The sequence below is a fragment of the Leptotrichia sp. oral taxon 879 str. F0557 genome (assembly GCF_000469385.1).
In the GTDB taxonomy this organism is placed as follows: Bacteria; Fusobacteriota; Fusobacteriia; order Fusobacteriales; family Leptotrichiaceae; genus Leptotrichia; species Leptotrichia mesophila.
Map to the genome: position 1 here is coordinate 15,775 of NZ_KI271282.1, position 21,430 is coordinate 37,204.

At 28.5% G+C, this 21,430-nt stretch carries 24 protein-coding genes; 14 read left to right on the forward strand and 10 right to left on the reverse strand.

What is annotated here, in order from left to right; translation table 11 throughout:
• The first annotated feature begins 210 nt into the window (after nt 1-210).
• The 5 genes from HMPREF1552_RS00095 (at nt 211) to HMPREF1552_RS00115 (ending at nt 4,813) form a co-directional block, all read left to right on the forward strand.
• Nucleotides 211-1,080, forward strand: a complete 870-nt coding sequence (locus HMPREF1552_RS00095) for a lipopolysaccharide assembly protein LapB (RefSeq protein ID WP_021742977.1) — start codon at nt 211-213, stop codon at nt 1,078-1,080.
• Nucleotides 1,081-1,253: 173 nt separating this feature from the next.
• Nucleotides 1,254-1,529: an ACT domain-containing protein gene (locus HMPREF1552_RS00100; RefSeq protein ID WP_021742978.1), complete on the forward strand. Its 276-nt coding sequence runs from the start codon at nt 1,254-1,256 to the stop codon at nt 1,527-1,529.
• A 51-nt stretch (nt 1,530-1,580) separates the two neighbouring features.
• Nucleotides 1,581-2,945 carry a PFL family protein gene (locus tag HMPREF1552_RS00105; protein ID WP_021742979.1) on the forward strand — a complete coding sequence of 455 codons (1,365 nt, stop codon included), beginning with the start codon at nt 1,581-1,583 and terminating at the stop codon, nt 2,943-2,945.
• Between the two features lie 193 nt (nt 2,946-3,138).
• On the forward strand, nt 3,139-3,708 hold the full coding sequence (cbiT, locus tag HMPREF1552_RS00110) for a precorrin-6Y C5,15-methyltransferase (decarboxylating) subunit CbiT (RefSeq protein WP_021742980.1): 570 nt from the start codon (nt 3,139-3,141) through the stop codon (nt 3,706-3,708).
• A gap of 256 nt (nt 3,709-3,964) precedes the next feature.
• The gene (locus tag HMPREF1552_RS00115; RefSeq protein ID WP_021742981.1) at nt 3,965-4,813 is read left to right on the forward strand and encodes an NAD(P)-dependent oxidoreductase; all 849 of its coding nucleotides are present in this window, start codon (nt 3,965-3,967) and stop codon (nt 4,811-4,813) included.
• 335 nt (nt 4,814-5,148) lie between these two features.
• Here the strand turns inward: HMPREF1552_RS00115 and HMPREF1552_RS00120 are convergent, their stop codons facing one another.
• Nucleotides 5,149-5,775 (reverse strand): hypothetical protein, encoded by a 627-nt coding sequence (locus HMPREF1552_RS00120; protein ID WP_021742982.1) that lies wholly within the window; start codon nt 5,773-5,775, stop codon nt 5,149-5,151.
• Between the two features lie 301 nt (nt 5,776-6,076).
• On the opposite strand from HMPREF1552_RS00120, the gene HMPREF1552_RS00125 reads away from it, so the two are divergent.
• The 5 genes from HMPREF1552_RS00125 to cobJ all read left to right on the forward strand — a co-directional run bounded on the left by HMPREF1552_RS00125 (nt 6,077) and on the right by cobJ (nt 10,187).
• Nucleotides 6,077-6,439, forward strand: coding sequence for a DUF488 domain-containing protein (locus HMPREF1552_RS00125; protein WP_021742983.1), 363 nt, complete (start codon nt 6,077-6,079; stop codon nt 6,437-6,439).
• 15 nt (nt 6,440-6,454) lie between these two features.
• The gene (locus tag HMPREF1552_RS00130; RefSeq protein ID WP_021742984.1) at nt 6,455-7,222 is read left to right on the forward strand and encodes an NUDIX domain-containing protein; all 768 of its coding nucleotides are present in this window, start codon (nt 6,455-6,457) and stop codon (nt 7,220-7,222) included.
• 44 nt (nt 7,223-7,266) lie between these two features.
• Nucleotides 7,267-8,247 carry a hypothetical protein gene (locus HMPREF1552_RS00135; protein WP_021742985.1) on the forward strand — a complete coding sequence of 327 codons (981 nt, stop codon included), beginning with the start codon at nt 7,267-7,269 and terminating at the stop codon, nt 8,245-8,247.
• A gap of 32 nt (nt 8,248-8,279) precedes the next feature.
• Entirely contained in the window at nt 8,280-9,302 is a 1,023-nt protein-coding gene (gene cbiG, locus HMPREF1552_RS00140; protein ID WP_021742986.1) for a cobalt-precorrin 5A hydrolase, read from the forward strand.
• Between the two features lie 135 nt (nt 9,303-9,437).
• Nucleotides 9,438-10,187, forward strand: coding sequence for a precorrin-3B C(17)-methyltransferase (gene cobJ / locus HMPREF1552_RS00145; protein WP_039900840.1), 750 nt, complete (start codon nt 9,438-9,440; stop codon nt 10,185-10,187).
• Nucleotides 10,188-10,395: 208 nt separating this feature from the next.
• Here cobJ and HMPREF1552_RS00150 read toward each other — a convergent pair whose 3' ends face one another.
• The 5 genes from HMPREF1552_RS00150 to HMPREF1552_RS00170 form a co-directional block, all read right to left on the reverse strand.
• On the reverse strand, nt 10,396-10,770 hold the full coding sequence (locus tag HMPREF1552_RS00150) for a DUF956 family protein (protein WP_039900842.1): 375 nt from the start codon (nt 10,768-10,770) through the stop codon (nt 10,396-10,398).
• Nucleotides 10,771-10,894: 124 nt separating this feature from the next.
• Nucleotides 10,895-11,812 carry a PTS system mannose/fructose/sorbose family transporter subunit IID gene (locus HMPREF1552_RS00155; RefSeq protein ID WP_021742989.1) on the reverse strand — a complete coding sequence of 306 codons (918 nt, stop codon included), beginning with the start codon at nt 11,810-11,812 and terminating at the stop codon, nt 10,895-10,897.
• Between the two features lie 17 nt (nt 11,813-11,829).
• A complete protein-coding gene (locus tag HMPREF1552_RS00160) occupies nt 11,830-12,645 on the reverse strand; it encodes a PTS mannose/fructose/sorbose transporter subunit IIC (RefSeq protein WP_006805212.1) in 816 nt (271 codons plus the stop codon).
• A 15-nt stretch (nt 12,646-12,660) separates the two neighbouring features.
• Nucleotides 12,661-13,650 carry a PTS sugar transporter subunit IIB gene (locus HMPREF1552_RS00165; RefSeq protein WP_021742990.1) on the reverse strand — a complete coding sequence of 330 codons (990 nt, stop codon included), beginning with the start codon at nt 13,648-13,650 and terminating at the stop codon, nt 12,661-12,663.
• A 417-nt stretch (nt 13,651-14,067) separates the two neighbouring features.
• On the reverse strand, nt 14,068-14,343 hold the full coding sequence (locus tag HMPREF1552_RS00170) for a YciI family protein (protein ID WP_021742991.1): 276 nt from the start codon (nt 14,341-14,343) through the stop codon (nt 14,068-14,070).
• Between the two features lie 392 nt (nt 14,344-14,735).
• Here HMPREF1552_RS00170 and HMPREF1552_RS00175 point away from each other — a divergent pair, with 392 nt between their 5' ends.
• The 3 genes from HMPREF1552_RS00175 (at nt 14,736) to HMPREF1552_RS11725 (ending at nt 17,428) form a co-directional block, all read left to right on the forward strand.
• On the forward strand, nt 14,736-14,954 hold the full coding sequence (locus tag HMPREF1552_RS00175) for a FeoA family protein (RefSeq protein WP_006805216.1): 219 nt from the start codon (nt 14,736-14,738) through the stop codon (nt 14,952-14,954).
• Nucleotides 14,951-17,143 (forward strand): ferrous iron transport protein B, encoded by a 2,193-nt coding sequence (feoB, locus tag HMPREF1552_RS00180; RefSeq protein ID WP_021742992.1) that lies wholly within the window; start codon nt 14,951-14,953, stop codon nt 17,141-17,143. The genes HMPREF1552_RS00175 and feoB overlap by 4 nt, the downstream gene beginning before the upstream one ends.
• Before the next feature lie 111 nt (nt 17,144-17,254).
• Entirely contained in the window at nt 17,255-17,428 is a 174-nt protein-coding gene (locus HMPREF1552_RS11725; protein WP_021742993.1) for a FeoB-associated Cys-rich membrane protein, read from the forward strand.
• Between the two features lie 341 nt (nt 17,429-17,769).
• Here the strand turns inward: HMPREF1552_RS11725 and HMPREF1552_RS00190 are convergent, their stop codons facing one another.
• The 4 genes from HMPREF1552_RS00190 to HMPREF1552_RS12390 form a co-directional block, all read right to left on the reverse strand.
• The gene (locus HMPREF1552_RS00190) at nt 17,770-18,834 is read right to left on the reverse strand and encodes a site-specific integrase (RefSeq protein WP_039900844.1); all 1,065 of its coding nucleotides are present in this window, start codon (nt 18,832-18,834) and stop codon (nt 17,770-17,772) included.
• A gap of 86 nt (nt 18,835-18,920) precedes the next feature.
• The gene (locus HMPREF1552_RS00195; RefSeq protein WP_021742996.1) at nt 18,921-19,139 is read right to left on the reverse strand and encodes a helix-turn-helix transcriptional regulator; all 219 of its coding nucleotides are present in this window, start codon (nt 19,137-19,139) and stop codon (nt 18,921-18,923) included.
• Between the two features lie 221 nt (nt 19,140-19,360).
• On the reverse strand, nt 19,361-20,122 hold the full coding sequence (locus HMPREF1552_RS00200; protein ID WP_021742997.1) for a protein rep: 762 nt from the start codon (nt 20,120-20,122) through the stop codon (nt 19,361-19,363).
• A complete protein-coding gene (locus HMPREF1552_RS12390; protein WP_021742998.1) occupies nt 20,122-20,274 on the reverse strand; it encodes a hypothetical protein in 153 nt (50 codons plus the stop codon). Before HMPREF1552_RS12390 ends, HMPREF1552_RS00200 begins: the two co-directional genes overlap by 1 nt.
• Nucleotides 20,275-20,590: 316 nt before the next feature.
• Here HMPREF1552_RS12390 and HMPREF1552_RS00205 point away from each other — a divergent pair, with 316 nt between their 5' ends.
• Nucleotides 20,591-21,274, forward strand: coding sequence for a helix-turn-helix domain-containing protein (locus HMPREF1552_RS00205; RefSeq protein WP_021742999.1), 684 nt, complete (start codon nt 20,591-20,593; stop codon nt 21,272-21,274).
• The last annotated feature ends 156 nt before the right edge of the window (nt 21,275-21,430 follow it).

Here is a 21,430-nt window from a genome sequence, read left to right on the forward strand (position 1 = left end):
CTCCTTATGCATTTTTAAATATTTTGTATTAAATATGACAAATTATATCACTTTAATTAACAAATAGCAATAAATAAGTTTTTTACAGCTCCAGCATATCTAAACTATAATTTTTGTTTAATTATTGACAAAAATAAAAAATAATATATAATAAATGTAATTAATATAATTTTATAAAATAAAAAATTGATTATAAGGAGATTATTTAAAATGAAAAAACTTATCGTATTGGGAACTATTATCGTATCGCTTGCATTAAAAGCTGGATACTTAGAAGATGGAATATCATATTATGAAAATAAAAATTATTTAAAAGCAGAAGAGATGTTTTTAAAAGCTGTTCAAGAAAAAGATGGTAAAGTTGAAGCTATGTATAATCTAGGACTTTTGTATCAAGCTCAGAAAAAATTCGATAAGGCTGAGCAGATGTATTTAAAAGCTATCCAAAATGGACATATTAAAGCTATGAATAACTTGGGAGTCTTATATTATGAACAAAAAAAATTTGATAAGGCTGAGCAGATGTATTTAGAAGCTGTAGAAAATAACAACGTTGAAGCTATGAATAATTTAGGAAATTTATACAAAGATCAGAAAAAATTTGATAAGGCTGAACAGATATATCTAAAAGCTAGTCAAAAAGGTTATGTTGCGGCTATGAACAGTTTAGGAGTTTTGTATTATGATCAAAAAAAATTTGATAAGGCTGAACAAATGTATTTAAGAGCTAGTCAGCAAGGTTCAATTTTTGCCATATACAATTTGGGAAACCTATATTATTATCAAAAGAAATTTGATAAAGCTGAACAAATGTTTTTAAAAGCTAGTCAAGAGGGTGAAGTTGAAGCTATATATAATCTAGGGGTTTTATATTATGAACAAAAAAAATTCGACAAAGCTAAACAAATGTTTTTAAAAGCTATAGAAAAAGGACATATTAAGGCTACATACAACCTAGGAGTCTTGTATTATTACCAAGATAACCGTGTCAATGCAAAAAAATATATAAAAATGGCATCAGATGCAGGATATGAAGAAGCTCGGGAACTTTATAGAAAAATGTTACAGGCAGGATACTAATAAAATTGAAAAAATTTTAAAGAGAGAAAGTTTTTAGTTATTATCATAAATTATTTTACAACATTCAAATAATAATTAAGTATAAATTTTTCTACTTGCTAAATACCTAAATTTATGCGATAATTTAGCATATTTAAAAATAATTTAAATTTTGTGAAGATGGAGGTATGAAGATGAGCGATAGAATAGTTATTACAGTTATTGGAGCGGATAAATCAGGAATTGTTGCGAATGTATCGACAAAGTTGAGTGAACTTAATTTGAATATTATAGACATAACTCAAAAAGTGTTTGAAAATGATATTTTTGCGATGATTATGCTTGTGGAAGCTCCTAAAAATACGGATATAAAGGGATTGCAGGAAGAGTTTAAGGCGGTTGAGGAAAAGATTGGAGTAAGAGTTTACTTGCAGCATGAAAATATTTTCAAGGTGATGCACAGAATATAATTTTTCAGAATTTTTTGAGAGCAATTATTATAAGGAATTTAGGAGGGAAAAATGAATTTATTACCTGATGAGATACTGGAAACTATAGATATGGTAGAAATGCAGCACCTTGATGTGAGAACCGTCACAATGGGAATAAGCCTGCTTGACTGCATTGATGCAGATGCCGAAAAAACAGCAGAAAATATTTATAACAAAATTACGGAAAATGGAAAAGATTTGGTAAAAATCGCTGATGAAGTAGCAAGCAAATATAATATGCCAATTATTAACAAAAGAGTTTCGGTTACTCCAATTTCAATAATTGGAAATGCAACTAATGCCGAAGATTACACAATTTTTGCAAAAGCACTGGATAGAGCGGCAAAAACAATAGGAATTGACTTTATTGGAGGATTTTCGGCACTTGTGGACAAAGGTTTTACAAAAGGGGATGTTAAGCTGATAAACAGTATTCCGAAGGCGCTTTCTGAAACAGACAGAGTTTGCTCCTCTGTAAATGTAGGCTCTACAAAGTCAGGAATCAACTTGGATGCTGTAAAAATGATGGGAAAAACTGTAAAGGAATTGGCTGAACTTTCCAAAGATGCAGACGGATTGGCAGCCGCCAAATTTGTCGTATTTACAAATGCTGTTCCTGATAATCCGTTTATGGCAGGTGCATTTCATGGGGTAGAAAATCCAGATGTTGTGCTAAACGTTGGAATTAGTGGTCCAGGGGTTGTAAGACACACACTTGCTAACATTTCAAAAACGGCAAAAATTGATGAAATAACAGAAGCAATAAAAAAAGTAAGTTTTAAAATCACAAGAATGGGAGAATTAATTGGAAAAGAAGTTGCTGAAAGACTTGGGGTTGAATTTGGAATAATTGACTTGTCACTTGCACCAACTCCAGCAGTAGGCGATAGTGTTGGAAATGTACTGGAGGAATTTGGACTGGAAGCAGTCGGAGCTTATGGAACAACACTTGCACTTGCAATATTGAATGACGCTGTAAAAAAAGGCGGAGCAATGGCTGCAACTCGTGTTGGTGGCTTAACAGGGGCATTTATCCCAGTAAGTGAAGATCAGGGAATGATAGAAGCTACAAGCAAAGGATATTTGACACTTGAAAAACTGGAGGCGATGACTTGTGTATGTTCTGTCGGACTTGATATGATAGCTATTCCAGGTGATACCTCAGAAGCTGTAATTTCTGGAATAATAGCAGATGAAATGGCAATCGGAATGGTAAACAGTAAAACTACCGCAGTTAGAATAATCCCAGTTCCTGGAAAAAAAGCTGGCGATAGAATAGTGTTTGGAGGACTTCTAGGAGAAGCAGATATTATAAATATAAATAATTTAGATTGCTCTGTGCTAATTAATCGTGGTGGAAAAGTAGCTCCCCCAATTCAGGCATTAAAAAATTAATTTAAAAATATATTCGAACCCATTTAAAACCGAACTATTGAAAATTATATAAATTTAGGGTTTGAGTAAAATAGTCATAGCCTTTTAAGTTCGGCTTTAAAGCGGTTTTACTATACAACAAATAAAAAATGGAAAGTTAGGATTTACTCTTGGCTTTCTTTTTAAACTATAATTTAAAATAAGGAGTAATAAAATGTATCATATAAAAGATGAAGAATTTTTAAGAGGAAAAGTTCCTATGACAAAAGAGGAAATCCGTTTTGTAAGCCTTGGGAAAATGGAGATGAAAGATGATGATATTTGTCTTGACATTGGTGGTGGAACTGGTTCTGTAAGTATGGAAATGGCAAGATTTGCACGAAACGGAAAAGTTTTTGTAATTGAGAGAAATGATGAGGCAGTTGAGCTGATTCATAAAAATAAAGAAAAATTTGGATTAGAAAATCTTAATATAATAAAAGGAATGGCTCCAGATGGACTAAAAGATTTAAATACAAAATTTAATAAAATTTTTATTGGAGGTTCTGCTGGAAATCTGGTGGAAATTATAAAATATTCTTATGATAACCTTATTGAAGATGGAATTTTAGTATTAAACTTTATCGTACTGGAAAATATATCTACGGCTGTTGAGGAACTTAAAAAATATAATTTTAAAGATGTGGATATTTGTCAGATTATCGTAAGTAAAAACAGAAAAGTTAAGGATTTTAATATGATGATGGCAGAAAATCCAATTTATGTGATTACTGCGAAGAAATAGTGATAGATTGTATAATAAAATGCAAAAAATTTATTACAAAATTGTGTGTATTTACAAAAATATGTTATCGTGTTATTATATTATATATGAGTTATCAAAAAATTTAGAATATGATAATTTATAAAGAAAATAATGTAAACACCTGTAAAAGCATTGGCTCAAAGTGTTCCAAATGTTATGATGAATGGGCATCAGGATTGGTAGAGCGGACTAGTTAAATTTGCAAAAGGAGAAATAAAATAATGGCTAAAATAGGTTGGATAGAATTAGGACAAATGGGGACTCCTATGGTAAAAATTTATTAAAAGCTTCTGTTGATGTGACAGTTTACAATAGAAATTTTGATAAAACTGTACCACTTGTAGAAAAAGGAGCTAAAAACACAAAAAATGTAGAAGAAATTTTTGAACAAAATGACATTATATTTTTTATGATTTCAAATTATAATGCGGCATTAGAAATTTTAAATGAAAATGTCTTATCAAAAATAAAAGGAAAAAAAATAGTAAATATGAGCACAATTTCACCTACTGAAAGTAAAGCTGTAGGAAAACTTGTTATTGAAAATAATGGAAAGTATATTGAAGCACCAGTATCTGGATCAGTAGGAGCTGCTACTGCTGGAGTTTTATTAATATTAGCTGGAGGAAATGAAGCTGATACTAAAGATTTATATTCAATTTTTGATATTTTAGGAAGTAAAACATATTATTTTGGAGAATTAGGAAAAGCAACTGGAGCAAAATTAGTATTAAATTCTTTACTTGGAATATTTGGAGAAGCTTATAGTGAAGTATTATTATTAGCACAAAATTTTGGAATAGATACAGAAACTATTGTAAATGCTATTTCAGATTCTAGAATGAGTTCGCCACTATTTCAGGAAAAAAAAGATATGTTTACAAACAGAGAATACCCTGCGGCATTTATGCTTAAACATATGACAAAAGACTTGAAATTATCAAATGAAGAAATCGAAAATAGAAAATTATCATTACAACTAATTCAAAATACAACTAAAAATTATTCAGAAGCATTAGAACAAGGTTATGGAGAACAAGATATGGCAGCTATTTTTGAAATCTTAAATAAGAAAAATGATTAATTAAAAGATAGGAAATCGTAAAATTATTAAAAATAAAACTTTTTCTTTTATTATCAATTTTTATATTTACTTTAAAGGCTGATTCTATATTTATTAGAACAAAGTGAAAATGTAATATTGAAGAAGAATTCAATTATGAATAAAGGTGTAATTGAGTTTAAAAAAGATGAAGAACTGTAACTTTTAAGACAAACAGTATAAAGATGGCAGAAAATCCAATTTATGTGATTACTGTAAAGAAATAATAAATAAAAATAATAATTTAAATTTGTGTAAAACTCTGAAAAGATATTTATTTATCAAGAATAATCAGAGAATTACACAAATTTTTTATATTATTTAATTTTATACACTTTACCAAATGACATTCCTACACCTTGATTTGAAATATCCCATCCATTCTTAGTCTTGCTTAACATTACAAAACCTGAGTTTTTCTTATATGTTTTAATTTTTGTAATTTCAGTATGAGCTACATCTGCTGTAATAGAAAAAACATCTTTTAAGTACAATTGTTCCTGAATTTTTGATGAAGATTTTTTTGAAATTTCGCTAATATTAAATCCATATTTTTGTTTAAATTTAAATCCAATAGTTTTAATAATAGCATTGTAATCTCTTTCAGAAAGATTTTTTACATTCGATTCATAAGAAACGGCTGCAACTGTATTAGAACGATATTCAATTTTCGTAATTATAAAAGAAGCGTCTTTAAACTGCTCTTCCATTAAAATTTTCATCACTTTAACTTCGTTTGGAGAAGAAAAGCCTAAAAACGCCGTAACCTCTTCGTCTGTAACTTGAAATAAATTTTCTGGACTTAGCAGCTTTTCAATTTGAGCATTATTTTTTTGCAATTCACTTTCACTAAGGCTGACTTTATTACTGCGAAAAACAGGATAACTGAATAAGAATGAAGATATAGCAAAAGTCAAAATAGCTATCAGTAATTTATTTTTCATAAAAATTCTCGCTTTCTATTTTTGATTTATAACTACGTTAATTATAGCATATTATTTTTGAAAAACAAGTTGGAAAATTATATTTGGTTTTATATGCTAGTTAATATAGGGCAAATTTTAACGATAGTGGAGCAGTTAGAATTTAAAGACATTGAAAACTATGAAAAAAATGAAAGTTATTCAAGGCATTTTGGAAAAATTATAAAATAATTTTGAATTCATTACAAAATATAAAAGTATTTTTTGTAAAAATATGATATAATTCTAAAAGATATAAATTCAGAAAAAGGAAAGATTAAAAATGAATAAACTAAACTGGAAAAGAATTTATGAAAAAGTAGAAGAAACTGATGGATTTAGAGTGTTTGTAGACAGGCTGTGGGCAAGGGGAATGAAAAAGGAAAATGCTAAAATTGATTACTGGGCTAAGGAAATTACACCTACAAAGGAGCTTAGGGAAGATTACCATAAAGGAAAAATTAATTTTGAGACATTTGCAGCAGGATATCTGAATGAATTAGAAAAAAATCCTGATTTTGATAAATTTTTAAAAATAATAAAATCTGAACTGCTTTTAAAAAATGTTACAATGGTTTTTGCAAGCAAGACTCCTGAAATTAGTCATATTCCGATTTTGAAAAAGTATTTGGAAAATAAATTATAAAAATAGGAGAAAAATATGATTGCAACATTATGTTATCTTGAAAAAGATAATAAATATCTGATGTTATATAGAAATAAAAAAGAAATTGATATAAATAAAGGAAAATGGATTGGCGTTGGCGGGAAACTGGAAAAGGGTGAAACGCCTGAACAATGCTTAATACGTGAAGTCTGGGAAGAAACAGGATATACGCTAAATAGTTATGAATATCGTGGAATTGTAATTTTTAATTATAATGAAGATGACCCCTTGTTTATGTATGTTTACACAAGCTCTAATTTTTCTGGTATAGAAAAGGAGTGTAATGAAGGCGATTTGAAATGGATTCCAAAAAATGAAATTTTAGATTTGAAATTGTGGGAAGGTGATAAAATATTTTTGAAATTATTGTTTGAAAATTCTCCATTCTTCTATTTAACTCTAAATTATGAAAATGATAATGTTATTAGTTCAAAACTGGAATTTAAAGAACAATATAGTTGTTTTGAAGTTTTTGTTCCAGAAAATTATGTGGAAAAAATTGTGGAAAACTTGAAAAAATATTCACTTTTGACAGAGGGATTTTATGCAGATGTATATTCTACAGCTGATGCGGTTGGGCATTGGAAAACGCTGGAAGGCGGGAGTCCTTTCGATGGGGAAGTTGGAAAATCGAGTGTAGCCAATGAAAAAATAATGAGATTCAGAGTAAAAAGAGATTTTGAAGAACTGGCGTATTATTTGGTAAAAGAATCTCATCCTTATGAAACAGCGGTAATTAATGTGTTTAGGATGAAAGTTTAAAAAATTTTTTAGAAAATTTATAAAAATAGGAAGGAAAATTGGTTATGAAAAAAATAATTTACGCAATTACAGTTTTTTTTACAATAAATTTTGGCTTGAATGCGTATACTTTGAGGGAAAATGTTCAGGAAACACTTTCAAAAAGAGGAGTGAAGCAAAGTGTAATTGATGAAACAGCGGACTTTTTGTTAGATTCAAGAGGTGAAATGTCTATTATTCCACAGCAAAATGAAATTGACAGTTTGATTGACAGAGCAGAAACGTTGCTGAAAAAAGATAAAAATAATATTATGATTAAGCAGTATCTATCATCAATGTATTTGAAAAAAGGTGGAAATAAGAATAATTTAAAGGCACAAAAAATAAATGAAGAAAACTTAAAAGATAAAGGAATTACTGATTTTGATAAATGGAGTGCAACAGGGCTATATTATTACCAAATAGGAGAAAAGAAAAAGGCTCAAGAATATTTTGACAAAATTAAAGAAAAATACAAGGAAAAGCCTGCTGTTTATAATTTAATTGAAATAGTGATAATGGATATTGATATATTGAGAGACAGCCAAAATTTTAGCCAACTTATCGTAGATACTGCAACTAATGAAAAAAAGATGAAAGAAATTCAAGAAATATCTAAAAAACAAGTTGAAAAAATGAAAATAGTTAAAGATTTCTTTCAATCAGAAGAAAACAAAAGAGAATTTGGTGTTGTAGATGAGTTAGTTTACTCTTTTGATTTGTTATTAAATCTTTCTAAAATTAATGAGATAATGCAAAAAGATTTGAAACAGGATGGAGAATTTAAAATAAAAACTATAAAAGAAGCAACTGATTATTATTTAAGAAATATTGCAAATAATGAAAAAATGACAGAAGATTCAATAAAATACAATATAATATTGGAAAATATGTATTTGAGAATAATGGTAATATTAGTGTCAGATGATGAAAAAGAAAGTGCAGAATTTTCAAAAAAATTAGAAAAAAGTAAACTTTATAGAATATTTGAAAAACTGGAAAAATAAGTATAAAAAATCAGATATGAAAAGGAGAAAAAATGAGAACAGCAATTTACTGTGTAAGTAAAACTGGTTATAAAACTTGTTTAAAAATAAAAGAAAATGTGTATAAAAATTTGCATATTTATGTTTCAGGAAGAGTTGCTAATTTATTAAATCTTGAAAATGAAAATATCGAAAATCTATTTATTATAAATGAAAGAGTGCCGATTTTGCTTGAAAAAACATTTAATAAATATGATTTACATATATTTGTTGCAGCAACTGGAGCTGTTGTAAGAATAATTGATGGAAAATTTAAAAGTAAGGATACTGATCCTGCGGTAATTACTGTTGATGACCATGCCAATTTTGTTATTTCACTCCTTTCAGGACATCTAGGAGGAGCAAATGAAGAATGTGAGAAAATCGCACAAGGAATCGGTGCTATCCCCGTAATTACAACTGCTTCAGACGTAGGCGGAAAAATAGCTGTAGACACATTTTCACAAAAAATAAAGGCAAAATTAGAAGATTTGGAAGGAGCCAAAAGAGTTACTTCACTAATTGTGAATGGAGAGAAAGTTAGCCTGCATTTACCAAAAAATATTGTAAATCACGATGAAAATAGTGCTGGAGCAATAATTGTATCAAATAGAAAAAATATTGAAATTTCAAAGGTTATACCAAAGAATATTTTTATCGGAATCGGTTGCAGGAGAGGAATTAGCAAGGAGCATATTGTAGAAAAATTAAAATATGTGATGGATAAACAAAATTTAGAGCTTTCAGCTATAAAAATGGCAGGATCTGCCTGGGTAAAATCTGATGAAATTGGACTTATTGAGGCAATGGAAGAACTTGGAATTCCAATTAAATTTTTTGATAAGGAAGAAATATTAAAAGTAGAAGATTTAGTTGAAGAACGTTCAGAATTTGTAAAAAATCAAATCGGAGTATATGGTGTTTCCGAACCTTGTGCATTTTTGGCTTCTAGCGGTAAAGGAAAATTTTTAGTAAAAAAAGTGAAATTAGACGGTATGACATTGTCTATTTTTGAAGATGAATTGAAGGTTTTGTAAAATTATTATTTTGATTGTAAAATAATTTGATAAGATATGATAATTTTATAAAAAAATAAGGAATTACAAAGATAAATAATTTATAATTTAAGGAATTGAAAATATAATTTTTTAAAAATGAAAGGAAGAGAGAAAATGAACAAAAATGGAAAAATTTATGTAGTGGGAATTGGGCCTGGAAAAAAGGCAGACATGACTTTCAAGGCTTATGAGGCAATGGAAAAAAGTGATATTATTGTAGGTTATAAAACTTATACTGACTTAATTGAAGAATATTTTCCAAATACTGAAATAAAAAGTTCAAGTATGATGAAAGAAGTTGACAGATGTATTGAAGTTTTGGAACTTGCAAAATCTGGTAAAAATGTTGCTTTGATTAGCAGTGGAGATGCTGGAGTATACGGTATGGCTGGAATAATGTATGAAGTAATCGGAGAAAATGACGATGTGGAAATCGAAGTAATCGCAGGAGTTACAGCAACAAATGCTGCAGCCGCAATCGTAGGAGCTCCAATTATGCACGATTATGTAACAATCAGCCTAAGCAACCTTCTAACAGACTGGGAACTAATAAAAAAACGTCTAGAATTAGCTGCACAAGGTGATTTCATCGTAAGCTTATACAATCCAAAAAGTAAAGGAAGAACAACACAAATTGTTGAAGCACAGGAAATTATGCTAAAACACAAACCAAAAGATACGCCAGTTGCAATCGTAAGAAATGCAGGACGTGAAACTGAAGAGCATGAAATCACAACACTTGAAAAAATGCTTGATTCTGAAATAAATATGCTTACAATTGTATTAATCGGAAATTCAAATACATTTGTTAAAAAAGGAAAAATGGTTACACCTAGAGGTTATGATAAAAAATATGAATATTAATACTTTTTAAAAAGTTAGAAACAAAATTTGAGAATATACTCGAATCCATTTAAAATTGAACTGCTAGAAATTATATAATTTAGGGTTTGAGTAAAATAGTCATAATTTTTGAGTTCTGTTTTAAACTAGTTTTACTATATTTATAAAATAAAAAAATTGGACTACCATATATTAAGTTAGTCCATTTTTATTTTCAAATCTGTAATTTTTATTTCTTCTTAAACCATTCAAACACTTTTTTCAGCGACAATACAGGTTTATTTCTTACAATTTTTTCATTTCCAAGAAAATCACGCATTGTCTTTAGTGTTTTTCCAGCATTTTTTACAACAAAATTATACGATCCAGCACTTTTAGTATCTATGAAAAAACCACGAATATATTTGTCTTTAAAAAAAATCTGTGCTCTTACTCTTACAATTTCCTCCCAAGGAATCTGAATATAGTCTTCGGGATTACGGTTATTATAAAATTCAAAGGCTTTATCACCTACAAGTATATTTCCATTTTTATTTCCAATCATTCCCGATAAAGAATTTGCCTTTGTAGTGAACAACACTTTTGTATTCATTGAAATAGCCACTTTTATTCCTCATTTCTTTAATTCAAATTTATATATAAAATTAGAAAAAAGTTGGCTTTTTAGTTCCAACTTCTCTCCTTTACATAGATTTTCCAATTATTTAATTAGTAGTAATTCTTTATTTTTAGAATATTTTAACTAAATGTCCTAAAATTCCAACTAAGAATAATCCAAAGATAATTAGAATTGGACTTATTTTTTTCTTTAACAACCACATACATAGGAATGTTAATAATAAAGCCGCTAATCCTGGTACTAGTTGATTTAAGTTATCTTGTAAAGTCGTTACTTTTTCTGGAGAAAGCGATAATCCTTTTGCTACATCTCCAAGAATTTTTTGTAACTGGGTACTGTCTATAGGTCCTTTTGGAAATTCTACATAAGCCCCTTTTGCTAAAGGAACTTTTGATACAACCATTGGGAAATTAATTGTTGTCCAACGTTGAACTAGTATTCCCATAACGAACATTCCTAAAATGGATGCTCCTTTAGTAATTGTTTGTAATAAACCACCTGATAAATCTTTTGTAATTTCAGCACCTTTTTGGTAACCAAATTCTTGAGTATACCATAAAAAGGCTATACGTATTACATTCCATACAATAAAGAAGAAGAAAGGTGCTATAAGTGATCCACCTGCTGCCAATGAAGCTGCAATTGCTCCTAAAATTGGACGTACTGTGAACCAGAATACTGGATCTCCGATTCCTGCAAGTGGTCCCATCATTCCAACTTTTACCCCTTGAATAGCTGCATCATCAATTTTTGCTCCATTTGCTCTTTCTTCTTCAAGAGCAAGAGTTACTCCTAAAATTGGTGCAGCAATATATGGGTGAGTATTAAAGAATTCCATATGTCTTTTTAAAGCTGCTGAAGCATCATCTTTATTTGGATATAATTTTTTCAATGCTGGGATTAAAGAATAAGCCCAACCTCCATTTTGCATACGTTCGTAGTTCCAAGAACCTTGAAGAAATTGAGAACGTAACATTACACTACGACGATCTGATTTTGATAATTTTATTCTATTATTTTCTGCCATTTCTTGTTCCTCCCTTATTAATAATCGTTTAAAATGTCACCTAGCGGATCTCCAGAAGAAGATGCTCCGCCATCTCCGCCACCGTTACCTTTATTATTTGTAACATTTAAGTAAATAATAGCTGCACATACACCTATAATACCAGTTGCAATCAATGTCAATTCATTTAATGGTGCTAATGCAAAACCTAGGAAGAAGAACGGCCATACTTCTTTAGTTGCCATTAAGTTAATAACCATTGCATATCCTACTGCTACAACGAATCCACCACCAATTTTCATTCCATCAGTAAACCATTCTGGCAATAATTTAAGAGCATGTTGAATAACAGGAGAAGGTATAAATAACAATAATAGGGCAGGGATAGCAATACGTAAACCTTGACATGCAAGTGCAACCATATGCCATAATTCTACACCTTTGAAATTTCCTTTTTCTGCTTCTCTATCAGCTTGGTGAACAATAACTACTGATAAAGTACGAACAACCATAGTTAAAACTAACCCAGCTGTAGCAAGTGCAATCGCTGTACCAATCGCTACAGTTTGACCTGCAGCATCAAATTTTCCAGCTTTAACAAAAATAATTGCCGAAGCTACAGAAGCAAGAGCCGCGTCTGGAGCAACTGCCGCTCCTACATTTGCCCAACCTAAAGCCATTAACTGTAAAGCTCCACCTAACATAACACATTCCTTTATATGCCCTGTCGCAACTCCAACTAATGAACACGCAATAATTGGCTGATGGAATTGGAACTGATCAAGGATTCCTTCCATTCCTGCTAGAAATGCGACGATTAATATTAAAATAATTGATAAAATATTAAAATCCATAATAACCTCCTAAAATTAAAGTTTTAATCCTTCGTTTTGTTTTTCTGAAATTAGTTTAAATAAGTCTGCTCTCTTGTCAGCAGCAACTTTTCTTACATCAAATTGAACACCTAAATCTCTAAGTTTCTTATAAGTGTCAACATCATTTTGATCCATTGAAAGCACATTGTTTACCATAACTTTTCCAACACTATGTGCCATTGATCCTACATTTAGTTCTTTAATATCTACACCTTTTTCAATTACATAAAGTGCATCCTGAGGATTTTCAAATAACAATAATGCTTTTGTATTTCCAAATCTTGGATCTTTTGAAACTTCTACTAATTTGTCAAGTGGAATAACATGTGCACGTACACCTGGAGGCGCTGCCTGTTCGATTAATTTTTTACGTAGTTCATCTTTTGAAACTGTGTCTGAAACTACAATTATTCTATTTGGATTTGTTGCTTTTGTCCAGCTTGTTGCAACTTGTCCATGTAACAAACGTGTATCAATACGGGCTAGAACAAATTTTATTTTCCCATCTCCGATAACTGTTCCTTCTGGAATTGCTCCTTTTGGCGTGTCGTCTTGAGCTGCTGCTTTTGCTACTGTTTCTTTAGGCTGTAATTCTTCAGGACGAACCTTGACTTGATCTCTTCCTTCTGGAACAATAGCCTTTGCTACTTCATGAGCTGTATTTAAGTCTTCTCTTTCTGATAAAGCCGCTAAAAGCATTGGCAAGTTAAGTCCTGCTACAATTGCTCTTTTTTCAGGTGCTTCTTCAAAGAAACGATTTGATTGGTTGAATGGGCTTCCTCCCCATAAATCAACTAAAAATAGAACTTCTTCAGTTCCTAATTTCGTAATGGCATCTTGAATTTTTTTATATAAGTCATCTGGTCCTTCACTTGGCATAAACACAACTGATTCCAATAATTCTGCTTCACCTAGAATCATTGAAGCCGACTGCTTTATACCAGCTGCAAATTCACCATGACTTGCAACGATAATTCCTACCATCTTGAGCCTCCTTTTAGATAAAATTTATTTTTATGTTTTCACTTTATAAAATTACAATATTTTTATTTTATAGCAAAAGTGAATAACCTCATATTATAAGTGTACCACATTTTTTTTGATTTGCAAGCATTTTATAAGAAATTTATAAAACAAAATTAATGGATATTGCTCTTTAGTACATTTTTTATAATTTATAATATTGGAATAAATATAATTTGACATAAAAAATAGTTTTTATTGATGTGTATATACAAATAAAATGTAACAGGAGCAGATAAAAATCAGAATACTAAAATCATAAATAAAGGATTCATTTGAATTTTTTATACAAAGAATAATAAATTAACTTATTAGATATTTTTGATTTTATAAAGAGCTGTCCTCATATACAATTTAAAGAAGCTCTTTTTATATTATTTAATAAAATAAATTTTCTATTGAAAAATTTTGACTAAACTTAACTGGTTGAAATTCGATTATTTCATAATCTGCTATTTCTTCAATATAAAATGGATCTTCATACAATATTTTTTTTGCTTCTTCTAAATTGTTAGAATTAAACAAGATTACTCCTCCTAATTCAGGAAAACTTTTCTTCCCTGTACATATAAATTTCCCTTTTTCAAAATATTTGTCAAGATATTCTAAATGAGCCTCTAAAGCCTTTTTATATTTTAAATTAGCAATAAACATTCATTTTCAAATATTTTATATGCCATGTACTTCTGGGGCATAGAAAATATTAAATTAAGGCAAAAATGGGAGAAGACATTATATTGCTTGATAAAAAAGACGAATTTAGAAAAAACATTGCTAAATAATTTCGTTAAAATAAAGAATCAGATATATTCATAGCATTTTATCAGAATGTCATGTTTTTTTAAAAAGAAAAAACTTGCATTATTTTTTAAAAAGGTATAAAATTAATTTGATAGCTAAAATATTTGGATTTCAGAGTGTTTGTTACACTTTTGAAATAATTTTAAAGTGAATCTTTAAAAGTTTATCAAAAAACTTATTTTAAAATTATTTTAAATAAAAAAACTTCAGAAATCAAAAATAATAATGAGAGGAGATGGACTAAAATGACTCTAGTGGAAGGAAAAATTGGAGAGAAATTTTTGCTAAAAGATATTGATGAGAGGACATTGGATACACGATTATTAAGTTTGGGAGTTTGCAGAGGCGACGCATGTACAATAGAAAATATTGCAAATGGAAATATTTTAATAAAAACAGTGGAAACAAAAATCGTAATCAGTACAAATTTAGCAAATCATATTCAAATTGAGGTGGTAAAATGATAAACGTAGCATTTGTTGGAAATCCTAACGTAGGAAAAACCGCTTTAATTAATCAAATCTCACATGCAAGTTTAAAAATAGGAAACTGGCCAGGAGTAACAATAGAAAAAAAAGAAGTTTTTTTTAAGATAGGCAATGAAGATATAAAACTTATCGATTTGCCGGGAATTTACAATTTATCAATAAATACTCCTGAAGAACGTGTTTCAAGAGATTTTTTATTAAATGAAAAAGTTGATGTAATAATCAATGTTATGGATTCGACATCGCTTGAGAAAAATATTTACTTAACAGCTCTATTAAAGGAACTTGGCATTCCAATCGTTATGGCACTTAACTTTGAGGATGAATTTAAAAGAATTGGTTATAAGCTGGATGTGGACAGATTTCAAAAGCAGCTTGGTATCCCAGTAGTCTTTACAAGTGGAAAATCTGGAAATGGCGTAGATAAGCTTATGGAAAAAGTAGTTGAAATTTCAAAACAAACTTTATCAGAACATAAACAACACAGACTTTTATTCGAGAAAGAAATTGAAAGTAATATTGAAACTTTGAAAAATAAATTAAAAAATGAGAAATCCTATAAAAAAATACTAGAAAGATACTCTGTTGACTGGCTTGTTATCAAAATTTTAGAAAATGATACAAATGTAATAGCAAGAGTAAAAAATGAATTTGGGATCAACTTATTAGATGTTGGAAGTCTTGAGAAGAAAAATCTTGAGGAACATTATAGAATTGAAGCTGAAGACATATTGGCAAGAGCAAGATACGGAATTGTGCGTGGAATTATTTCAGCAAACTTAACAAGAGGTACTGGAAATAAATTTGCCTTGACAGATAAAATTGATAAAATACTTCTAAATAAATTTTTGGGCGGAATCGCATTTCTTGCTATAATTTATGCAGTGTTTGTTATTGTATTTGATGGAAGTTCGCCCTTTATTGACTGGATTGACGGGTTTTTTAGTGATTTTGTAATAAAATATGTAGGGCATGCTATTGAAGGAGTTCCTGACTGGCTAAGCAGCTTTGTGCTGGAAGGGATTCTTGCTGGAGTAGGTTCAGTCTTGACATTTGTTCCGCTTATGTTCTTTATCTACTTTTTTATGGCAATTCTTGAAGAAAGTGGGTATATGGCACGTGTAGCGTTTATTTTGAATAAAATGATGACAAAGGTTGGGCTTTCTGGAAAAGCATTTATCCCAATGTTAATCGGTTTTGGATGTACAGTCCCAGCAATTTATTCTACAAGAACATTAGAAGATGAGAAAACAAGAAGGCTGACAGGGGTTATTGCCACTTTTATGTCTTGTGGCGCAAGACTTCCAGTCTATTCTCTTCTTGCGGCAGCTTTTTTCAACAAACAGGCAGCCTTAGTTGTAGTTTCAATTTATCTTTTTGGAGTATTTATGGCTCTTTTTGTGGCATTTATACTAAAAAGGTTCAATTACTTCAAGGGAAATAACACGGAACTTCTAATAGAATTGCCTCCATATAGATTACCAAGTGCAAAAGTTGTATGGAACAATATGAAATCAAAAACTTTTGCCTATATAAAAAAAGCAACCATAGTAATTTTAGGAATTCTGTTAATTATCTGGTTTTTCCAATATTTTCCAAATAAAGGAGATGCTGAAAATTCTTACTTAGGACAAGCAGCAAAAGTTGTTCAGCCTGTTTTTAAGCCAACTGGTTTTGGTGATAGATGGGAACCTGTGGCTTCCATTGTGCCAAGTATCATAGCAAAGGAAACTGTTGTAGGATTTTTAGGGCAAATTTTATTGTCAGAGGAAAAGGATGAGCAACAGGAATATAATTTTGCAAATGACTTAAAAGAGCAAGGAATTGGCCTAGGAAATGCTGTACTTGATTCTATAAAATCTTTAGGACATATTGCGACTTTCAAAATTTCAACATTGGAAATGAAAAGTCAGAAAGATCTCGATGAAGATGCTGGAGGAAATATCGTTCCAGCAATTAGAAATCTATGGAATGACAAATATGGTCCAATAAGAGCTTATTCATTTATGTTGTATGTTCTTCTTGTAGTGCCATGTGCTGTAGCAATGGGAGCATTAAAACAGGAGTTTGGATGGAAATTATTAGTATTCCAAGTATCAATGTTATTAATCTTACCTTATGCTGCATCAGTATTATTTTTTAATATCGCACGATTATTTGTATAATTCTAGAATTATTGTAATTTAAATATATTTTTAGATTAAAATATAATTTTAAAATAATTTTTCTAAATAAAATTTATTATTAATCATACAATCTTGAAAGGATAACAAAATATGGTAAAAACATTCATTGTTGCTGTGATTGCAGCTATAATTGTGCTTGCAGTCTTTAGAAAAATATATAAAGATTATAAGAAAAATAAAAATTTTTGTGGAACAGATTGTTGTAGCTGTTCAGGTGCTTCAACCTGCAATTCACATAGAGAAACAGAAGATAATAAGAAATAATATAGTTTGAGTATTATTTTTTCAAAGTTTAAAAAAAGTATTTAAAAATTTTATTATAAGAATCCTTCTGTATAATTATATCTGACCAATAGAAAAAGTGAAAACTTTTTTCTTCAAAACTCCTTTTTAAATATGCTATCACAAGGGTAGCATATTTTTTTTGCCATTTTTTTACAAAGCAAGGTAATACAGTACCAAAAAGATATTCAGTTACCTTTTTCATTTTTTAATATTTTTTATTTATTTGTGATTTTTCCAAAAAGGGTACTCATTTACCTTATCCGTTGGACTAGCGTTGGACTAAAACTAATGTCAAGAAAAAAGCCTATAATTAAGGCTTTCTATGAAGTTTTTCTAAAATTTAAACTATTCATTGATAACTTTAGTTTTTGTTTATCTGTTTGAATATAATATTGTTTTGTTGTCGCAATATTTTCGTGTCCCATTATATCTGTTATCACAATATTATTTATTTTTTGATTACTCATAAGTGTCGCTAGTGTTTTTCTGCAATCGTGAGGTTTATGTTTATTAATTTTTAAAGTTTCCAATGTTTTATAAAATTTCTCACGAAAATAATTTTTTCTTAAAGGCTTATTCTCATTCTTTTTTTTACTGAATATCCATTTATCATTGTATATTAAATAATCTGTTGGACTGTTCTCATAAAGCTCTTTTATAATTTCAACTATATCTTTATGAATAGGTATGCTTCTATTTTTCCCTTTTCTAGTTTTATTTCCACCGTGTATAAATCCCTCATATAAATCTACATTTTCCTTTTTTAATTCCACAGTTTCCTCGATTCTCATACCTGTGTAAATCATAATTAAAATATATTTTACCCATATTATATCTGTGTTTTCCCATAATTTTTCTATTTCATCATAATTAAAAGGTTTTTTTTCTTTGATTTCAGTTTCTTTTGGTAAATTTATAAATTCTGCTCTATTTTTTTCCAATATGTCTATTTCTCTCGCATAGTCCCAAAAAATTTTTAAAAATCCTTTTGTTATACTTTTAGTTGAAATACTACAATTTAAATCATTTATTAGATTTTGCAATACTGGAGTGCTAATATCTTTAAAAACCAGATTATGTAATTCTTTACATCGTTTAAAACTATTGATGTAACTGTTCAAAGTATTTTTAGCAACAATATCTTTTTTACTGTTTTTAAATAACTCAAACAAATCTTTAAATTTAATTCTATGATTTTCTAAATTGTAAGGATTATTAAAATATTTATTTAATATTTCTGTTGCTTCCTTTTTAGTACTGAAATATCCCAAAGAATGTCTTTTTTTAGTTACAGGATTAGTAACTCTAACTCTAAAAGGATTCGTTCTATTTATTTTAACTTTTGTTATACTCCCTGTACCATTTGCATTTTTATACTTTTTCATATTTTCTCCATTCTGAAAATCCAACTAAAAAGCATTATCTGCTCTATAATTTTAATATTATTTTTCTTTTATTGCAATATATTTATTTAAAAAAATATCTGTACCAATTCATCATTACTCAATTCTAACAATTCTTTTAATTCATATATTTCTGATTGTGTAAAAAAATTTTTTCCATTCATTTTTTTATTAAGTCCACTTTCTGATATATTCATTTTTTTTGATATTTCTTTATAGTTCAATTTCTTTTTTCTAATTCTACTTTTCAATGTATAGTATATTAGTCTCTTATCTTCTAAATTCATATTTACCACTCTACTTTCTCTACTTTTATTAGTATATTTTTAGCTAAAATAAGTTAAAATAAGTTGCAAATTTTTAAATATTACGTTTTTTAATTTTTAACTTGTATTTTAGATATATTTTCTGTTTATAGTTTTTAATAATTTAAAAATTTATTTCATAAAATTATTTTATTTGATTCGCTATTATCAATCGAAGGGGCTAAGTCTGACAGGAAGTATTCTTATTCTTTAAATTTACTCCAATGATATATTCTTTTCCTTTTTATAATATTTAGATAAATAGAAAGAATTGTCTTATTTTCATCATTATCAAAAAAATTTTTCAATCTTTTCTTTTTAGAATGAGTTAAATAAGATACAGTTTTTTGTATTTTTTCTTCTGTACCTAATTTTTCTAAATGAACATTGGTTTTAAATCCATTTAGAATATTCCATTTAGTCTGTATCATTTCTTTTAATTCTTTCATTTTAAAATGTTTGTATATCCCTTTTATTGTAAATAGTAGAATATGTAAATGAGGAAGAAAAGAATTTCTTTCAGGATTGTAGGCTATTTCCATTACTCTTAAATATCCTTTTACAGTCTTTTTTAAAAAAGGACTTTTGACTAATTTATTAAAGTTTGTCCTTACTACATTTAATTCATTTTGTAATCTACTTTTATCATCAATTTCAACATTTTTTCCATTTATTGTCAGTATAAATATCAAATATCTATTTTTAAAATTTTCTATTTTCTTCATTATTTCAAAATATTTGGCACTTCTGTCTATTTCATCACATATAGGACAGCTTCTTCGTTTACATCTTAAATTTTTAGTAAATTTCATTGAGTTTTCGTGGCATTCAATATAATTATTAAAACAGGTATTAATACTGCTGTATTCAGATTTTGATATTATTTCGTATTCAGAATACCATTCAAGAGCCTTTAAATAATAATTTTCCTTCTCTTCTATCACTTTTTCTGTATCTATTTTCATCAATTCTTTTCTCCTTTCTTATCTTCTTTTAATCTAAATTTCCACAAAGGACATTTATTATAGGGACAGTTTAAGACTTTTTCCTTATCATCATCCCAGCATTCAAGACAATGCTTTTCAATTGCCTCTTTTTCTAAACTTTTATTTTTCATAAAATTCACTCCTTTTAAAATTTCTACCTTTTCTTTTGGAATAAACTACATTTTTTTATTGTTATTTTTTTATAATTTTTTTCTATTTTGTTTAATACTAATTAATAATAGAAGAATAATTTTTGTATCTAAAAAGATGTGTTTTAAAATAAATTATACTTTTGTATTACAATATAGTTGTACCACTATTTTTAAAATTTGTCAATATCTTTTTGGCATATTTTTTTAAAAATACATCTTTTTGATTAAAAAAATTATTGAAATTTTGTAAAATTTATTATATAATTATGGTACTAACAAAGATTGGAGAGAAATTATGGAAGAAAATAATAAAGAATTGAATAATAAAATTTTGGGAGAAATAATAAGAAATTATAGAAAAAGAAAAGGGCTGAGTTTGGAAAATCTTGCCAAGCAAATGGATATAACAAAATTAAGTATACAAAAATATGAAGTTGGGAAAAGAACAATACCATTTAATACTTTGCTTGATTTTTTTAGAATACTTGAGATACCTTTAAATGAATTGGAAAAATTTTTTAAAAAAGAAGAAAAGTCAGAGATAAGAGAAATTTTAAGTGCTTTATTTAAAGAAAATAAGAGAATAACAGCTATAATATGTTTTATTGATTATTTAGAAAATTTAGGATTTTCATTCAATGTGATAAATTCGATAGATGAAGAAAACGGATTGATTTATGGAGATATAGAAGACGCTATAAGAAACCCTAAAGTGATAACTGTGCGAAGTCCAAATAAAAAATATATATTTTATATTGGAATCAAGGATTTTCTTTCATTTATAAGTCTTCGTTCAGAAAATAATATAAATGATTTTATAAATTATCTTGAAGTATATCACTTAGATAGAAGTGATACAGGATATGATGATGAAGAAATAGAAAGAATGGAAAAAATATTTAAAAAAGTACCTTTGAAAAAACCAAGTATTTTTAAAGAAATTATTGAAAAATTGAATGAGAAAACTAAAAACAAATAAATTTGCAACAAAATACAGGGCCTTTCATTTTTTAGAGGCCCTGTCTGATTAAGATATGCACTTGTAACTCCGTATAAGCCCCGTAGAGAGCATTTAAACTCATTTTTGATTTTCCCCCCTTGAATAACAAAAATAAACTCTTAAATCGGCTCTTAC